Below are 5774 nucleotides of genomic sequence, written 5' to 3'. Positions count from 1 at the left end.
TCTTTAGCAACAACGATTAACAACTGAGCATAGAGTCGTTTTCGCAACGTCCGATATCCCATCGCAATCTGCGGAATAAATTGATTGAACAATTGCCGTGCCCCTTGCAACGACAGCCGGAGTGGAGCAACCTTTGCCTGTCGAGCAGCTTTCCACATGAGCGTTCTCAGGAGATTATAGGCCATGAGATGCATCCAGAGTTCTTTGCGAAACATGACCGGGGTTTTGGTCAGCAGCATGTCCATCTTCAAGGTGGTTTTAAGATGTCTCAAATTAACTTCAGCCGCAGACCACCGTAAGCGATAAAGCTCAGCTAATCGGGCTTTAGGATATCGCTTGACATCTAACAATGTGGTCACCACGATAATCTCTTGGGGGCGGAAACCGGGCTGGGTAACCAGCAGGTGCACTTCTCTCACGAGCAGTTGGGCCGGCAACGTCTCAAACACTTCAGGTGGAATGGCTTGAGGCCGACGTTTGGGTCTGGTCCACGTGACAATATGGTCGCCAATCCCTAGTTTTTTCCCCCGACGAAAGTCCGTTTTGCGGGCATGATGCTTGCGAAAGACAGCATCGGCCCCAGCAGCTTGGACCATGGCCAAATCCCCATACGTGCCAAAGGCCGAATCCGCCAGCATGACATCGTCTGGGGTTAATAGTTGGTAGAGTTGCCGGGCCATCACCAATTCACTGGTATGGAACGGGTCCACTAAGGCTCTGAGGACGGCCCCCGTGGTCAACGAAAACATCACTACCAATTTAGCGATAGGAAATCCGCACCCATCGGCTTGATTGCTGTGCTGAGGATAGACCTGCTGATTCGCGTCTGTATCGCTCATCAACACCGAGCTGCCATCGCACACCAACACCCGTCTGCCGCACCACAACATGCCTTCGGGCACTGTGGCTTCGATGCTCTGGGCCGTTTTATCAAACAGTTGACGGATGACCCTCTCGGGTAAACGACTGCGCGCTTTACTGTAGGCTCCGGTATCGGAGGAGGGCACGGCCTCTCCCAGCGCACTTAACCAGGCGATGACCCGGCTGACAGCATTGCGGAGGCTTTTATCTGGGGCGATTACCTGAGACAGAAAGACCCAGAGGGTCACCACCGGGCTGAACACGTGATGGCGATAGGTGACCTGTTCAGTGGCAAGAATCGACTCGATCTCAGTGGCTGGAAGCACATCACTGAAGGGCAGCCCGACACTATCGACAAATTTCTGCTTGAGAATTTCGGCTCGATTCGGCATAGTAGAAGCATTGATTTATTGGTTATCAAGGCTTATATCTTTGCATATCAAGCCTTGTAGCCTTTTCTAGGCTTCCTTCTTTCAGTGCCATTCGTCCTAGGACAGTAGATATCAGTGCACTCAAAAATGCTCCAATAGGAAAGAAAAAGTTTATGTTGGAAATGCTAAGAAACTTATCAGATACTGGAAAGTTATTTATTGTAGTCTTTTGTCTTTCACTACTATCACTTCTTATCTCTTTATGGACAGGAGGCCTCGCAGCAACGATTACGGTTTCAGGAGCTATTATTGCTATTTTAACTACGACTAAAGGTATCTGGGAGTCAGAATATGATTCCAAAACTAACATCCGCTTAGCATCCCTAGGAATTATTTATTTACTAGCCATTTCTCAGCCTAGTTGGAAGGCTTATATTAATCCAACAATGCTCGAACCAATTGTTGAATTAGTACCCTTTTCTCAAGACGTTATAAATCACATTCCATCTGATACACCCTCTCTAGCGGCGTTGTTGATAGCTGTTGCTGGCATTTACTCGATCAATTATTTTATACGAGATAATACCGCAATGAAAGAACATCCAGTGCCAATAGAGATTGAGTTTCCAGAGAAACCATATAAGAAACGGTTTGAAAGTTTCTGTCGAGTTCTATCAGAGGATATCAATCGTCTTGACCGTGAGAGTAACTGGAGTGTTGAATATTTCACTCCATTAGATGCAGAAGTTGAAGTGAGATCAGGAAACAAAAGATATAAAAAAGTAACGGATCTCCTCACGGCCATTCGATCTGATCAGAAAAGTGAAGTCTTTTTAGTACTTGGAGATCCAGGTTCTGGGAAAAGTGTTGCATTAAGAAAGCTTTGCCGAGATTTACTGGAAGAAGCTAAGAGGACAGGAAAGATTCCTCTTTACATCAATTTGCGCGAATGGAAACCAAAGCAAGAATGGACAGAGGAGCATCCGCCGCAAGTTGAAGAGTTATATGATTTTGTTGTCAGCAACTTAAAGTCTAGAGGAGATGTTTATATCAGTGAGTTTATTAACGAATATTTTTATCATATGTCAGAAGACGGACGGTTTTTCTTTATTTTAGATTCCTTTGATGAGATACCAGCTGTCTTAGATGTGAATGAAAATTCCTGGTTGATCGACAGACTTTCAGATATTATTTATCGATTTTTAGCAGGTGCAAATGCATCAAGAGGGGTGCTTGCATCAAGAGTTTTTCGACGGCCAACTTCCAATTTTAATACTAGAGTAACTTTGGAAATACGCCCATTCACCGAGCAGAAAATTATAGAGAACTTTGAAAAATCTACTTTTTACAGTCAGAATCTAAAAGAGCATCTCTTTAAGGAGAGAATTAATTTAATTCCTGTTGCGAGAAATCCCTTTACTGCTGCATTGATTTACAACTATGCACAGGAGCATGAAAACAAATTACCATCGAATCAGGCTGAGCTCTACTCTAGTTATGTCAACAAAAGGTTGGATGCTTGTCGGGAAAGATTAGAAGAGAAGTTAATCACAAAAGATCGCGTTATTAAATGTGCAACTGATATTGCAGATGTAATGCTAACAACGCAAGTCGCTGGACTGGAAGCCTCAATTAGCTCCTTGAAAGAGCAGTTAGTATAATCGGATTATACCCATGATGAGATAGAAAAGATTATAGACATCTTAAAGTTTTCCAAATTAGGTAGAGTAGGTTCTGGCGACGATAAACGATTTAGTTTCGTCCATCGGCGTTTCAACGAGTATTTTGTAGTTCAGCGTTTGATTGAATATCCTGATAGAGTTCCTCAAGATGCAATTCCTGCAGATTCTCGCTGGAGAGATGCATTGATTTTATACTGCGAAGTTGCGGATGAAGCTGAAGCTAGAAGAATTGCTAATTTTTGCTGGGGAGAGATTGAACAGGTTATTAAAGGCAATGTAGACGTAAGCGAGCCTCAATTCCTGCGAATGCTACATTGTCTACGTTTTCTAAAGGAAGGATTTAGGTCAAGATTGGAATGCATCGAAGATTTTAGAGATGAGTTGGCTGATTTTATCAAAAATACTATTGAAAACCAAACAAACCTATTATTTAGAAAATTCGCAGTTGAAACAATCGGATTATTAAAGAATGAAGATATTGATTCAATCGTCATTCAAGCACTGAGTATCAACAATACTTGGATTAATGAGACATCTATTAACTCCTGTCGTCACTTACCTGAAATAAGCCGAAGTTTGAAACGCAGAGTAATGTGTTATATAGATAATTTTGATCTATTGTATTTCTATAAAATGAAGAGAGAATTATTATTCTCTTTCAGCTTATCTAATGAGTTCCATCAAATAGCCAGTTATATTAGATGGCGCATCGTGGACTTTTACTTATTATCTATTTCTATAATATTAGCAATTATTATTAGTCCATCTGAGCTGTTTGTTGTCACCACAGTGTACTTGTTGATGCAGCTTACTGTTAAATTACTTGAGCTGATTGAATCACAAGAGCCAACTTTATCAGTAAAAAAGAATCATCACAAAAAAAGTGAGGCAAGGAAACAGTCGAATAAGTTTTTTATGTCTAGCAAGATATTTTTTTCTCGGTTAAAGGTGCTTTTTTCTCCTTTATCTACTCTTGCGTTAGTTGCATTTTTTGTTTTCAAAAATAAAAGAAGAAAATATACCTTCCTGTTTGTTTTAGTGTTTTTTCTAGATATATTTTTCTTAAGGACGGAACATATCGTGGAAGTGATAATTCTTGTTTTTGCGTCTGCCCTAGTAATTCCTTTCTATCAAATTATCTTTCAGCTAATCCCTATGTTGAAACAGGCTAAGCTCAATATAGGATTTTGGCGTAGAACTATAATTTTTATTCTTAGTTTACTGTTAGCTGTAGTTTTCGTGTATCTGTATATTCGATTCTCTTACTTAATAGTTGGCATAATAATTGATTCAAGGTTTATGCCATCTTTGACGCCTATACTTTCAAGTATGATGATAGGTTTTTTAATAGTGCTTTGCGGAATTGGTGTATTTCCGTTAATACTAGACTGCCTAACATTAAATAGAATGAAATTGCTTAGCATTAATTCTATTTCCAGATTAAAGATTGCTAGCGATCTGAAAGCTTATAAAAGCTCTCAAGGACGATTAGGCTATGTAGAAAATCTACAAAATAAAAAAATTCGACCAACAGGAGTGTGGCCGAATGGTGAATTACCTAATTTTAGTAACGATGAAGCAAGCACTCTGTTGGCAAAACTAGAAGAAAAGTGGTTGGGCTTAGATCGTTAGTGAAATTACTAATCTTGAAAATTGTGTTCCCTTATGGGTGATAAAATATCTTCATTATTAGCCTCTGTTAACTCAATAAGGTTGCTGGCTAACCTTGATGTGTACCGAAAATCCACCTTTTTTATTTGTTCATAAGGCTCTAGTAGCCGATGACACTCACCGTTAATTCTACTTTAAAGTTGCCGAAGCCGTCACCAATCAGCTTCTAGGCAGTGAGCTACCTGTCAAGTAAAGTCGTTCCTTCTACGCATAGTTCGAGACCTTACGACACATCTCTAGATCGTGCTCAATCTGCTCGGGTTGCTGTTTGGTTGGTTTTAGTTTGTACTCATACGTCAGGTTGAGCATCTAAAAGAACAAACAACTGATGGCAGTTCAAATAAATTGAGGGCTACTGGGCTGGTGATAGTAGTAGTTCGCAACGCCCCGCTTACAACACTTCTAAATCATCTCCAAAGCTACTTATCCATCAACCCATAAGGGATTTTAGGATTCTCTTCTTAACACCAGTTAGGTAGATAAATACTCTTTTCAACAAACCGATGCACACTGGAATATTTCCACTCTTGCGGACGCTCGCACAATCCATGGCGGGCTGGATTGTGATGAATATAATCACGATGGGCCACTTTGATTAATACATGCAGCACCTGATGCATATGATGCTAAGATGTGTTTGAAGTTACGATATTCTTCATGGCTAAGGACTCAAAATCTAAGACTCGTCGTATTAGTGTAGACATCGGCGGCATTGAGAAAGAGCTGGAAGAGTTTGCTGAGCTGGCAGGCATTCCAGAGGATGTTTGGGAGCAGATGCCGGATAGTCAGAAGCTGTTGATTTTAGCAAAACGCGGTATCCAAGCAACGAGAGAGGCTTTAGCAAAGGATGCTGAGCAGCATGGATAATGAAACTCAGCAAGCAATTAATCAACTGCGCAACAGAATTGATAGTGTTAACGAATCTTTAAGCATTACAACTGAGGCCCTTGGCAAGTTTATGGAGGAGTGCAGCAGTCGCTTCTCTGGCATTGATGAGATTCTTGAAATTCTTATTAATGAGACCACTGTGGGGCGAAAACAGATTATGGATGAGCTGGAAGCAATTAATAGGAGGCTCGATGACTAATCTTAGTGATATGCGTAAGAAAATTGACGCTATGCGTATGGATCGGGAGGCTTGGACTGCCCGCATGCGGCAGATCGATGCAGATCGTGAAGCTAGGAAGCT

Annotated in this window: 5 protein-coding genes and 1 pseudogene; 4 read left to right on the top strand and 2 right to left on the bottom strand. The window is 41.1% G+C overall.

The window, feature by feature from the left end:
* Positions 1 to 1253 (bottom strand): IS4 family transposase (locus tag AAGA18_15730; protein MEM9446791.1); only part of this gene is annotated, 1253 nt, incomplete at its 3' end.
* Positions 1254 to 1405: 152 nt separating this feature from the next.
* On the opposite strand from AAGA18_15730, the gene AAGA18_15725 reads away from it, so the two are divergent.
* Positions 1406 to 2893 (top strand): NACHT domain-containing protein, encoded by a 1488-nt coding sequence (locus AAGA18_15725; protein ID MEM9446790.1) that lies wholly within the window; start codon positions 1406 to 1408, stop codon positions 2891 to 2893.
* Positions 2894 to 3031: 138 nt separating this feature from the next.
* On the top strand, positions 3032 to 4546 hold the full coding sequence (locus AAGA18_15720) for a hypothetical protein (GenBank protein ID MEM9446789.1): 1515 nt from the start codon (positions 3032 to 3034) through the stop codon (positions 4544 to 4546).
* Between the two features lie 246 nt (positions 4547 to 4792).
* Here AAGA18_15720 and AAGA18_15715 read toward each other — a convergent pair.
* Positions 4793 to 4894 (bottom strand): annotated as a pseudogene (locus AAGA18_15715) (helix-turn-helix domain-containing protein).
* A 348-nt stretch (positions 4895 to 5242) separates the two neighbouring features.
* Here AAGA18_15715 and AAGA18_15710 point away from each other — a divergent pair.
* Both AAGA18_15710 and AAGA18_15705 read left to right on the top strand, forming a co-directional pair.
* Positions 5243 to 5452, top strand: a complete 210-nt coding sequence (locus AAGA18_15710; GenBank protein ID MEM9446788.1) for a hypothetical protein — start codon at positions 5243 to 5245, stop codon at positions 5450 to 5452.
* Positions 5445 to 5672: a hypothetical protein gene (locus tag AAGA18_15705; GenBank protein ID MEM9446787.1), complete on the top strand. Its 228-nt coding sequence runs from the start codon at positions 5445 to 5447 to the stop codon at positions 5670 to 5672. Before AAGA18_15710 ends, AAGA18_15705 begins: the two co-directional genes overlap by 8 nt.
* Positions 5673 to 5774: the final 102 nt, after the last annotated feature.

This window comes from Verrucomicrobiota bacterium (assembly GCA_039192515.1).
In the GTDB taxonomy this organism is placed as follows: Bacteria; Verrucomicrobiota; Verrucomicrobiia; order Methylacidiphilales; family JBCCWR01; genus JBCCWR01.
Note: the sequence above shows the minus strand (reverse complement) of the source record. Positions and strands in the feature narration are given on the sequence as shown.

What these genes read in the sequence shown, in the direction of transcription:
- AAGA18_15710 (MEM9446788.1), top strand. Translation starts at nt 5,243, where the DNA reads ATGGCTAAGGACTCAAAATCTAAGACTCGTCGTATTAGTGTAGACATC.
- AAGA18_15705 (MEM9446787.1), top strand. Translation starts at nt 5,445, where the DNA reads ATGGATAATGAAACTCAGCAAGCAATTAATCAACTGCGCAACAGAATT.
- AAGA18_15725 (MEM9446790.1), top strand. Translation starts at nt 1,406, where the DNA reads ATGTTGGAAATGCTAAGAAACTTATCAGATACTGGAAAGTTATTTATT.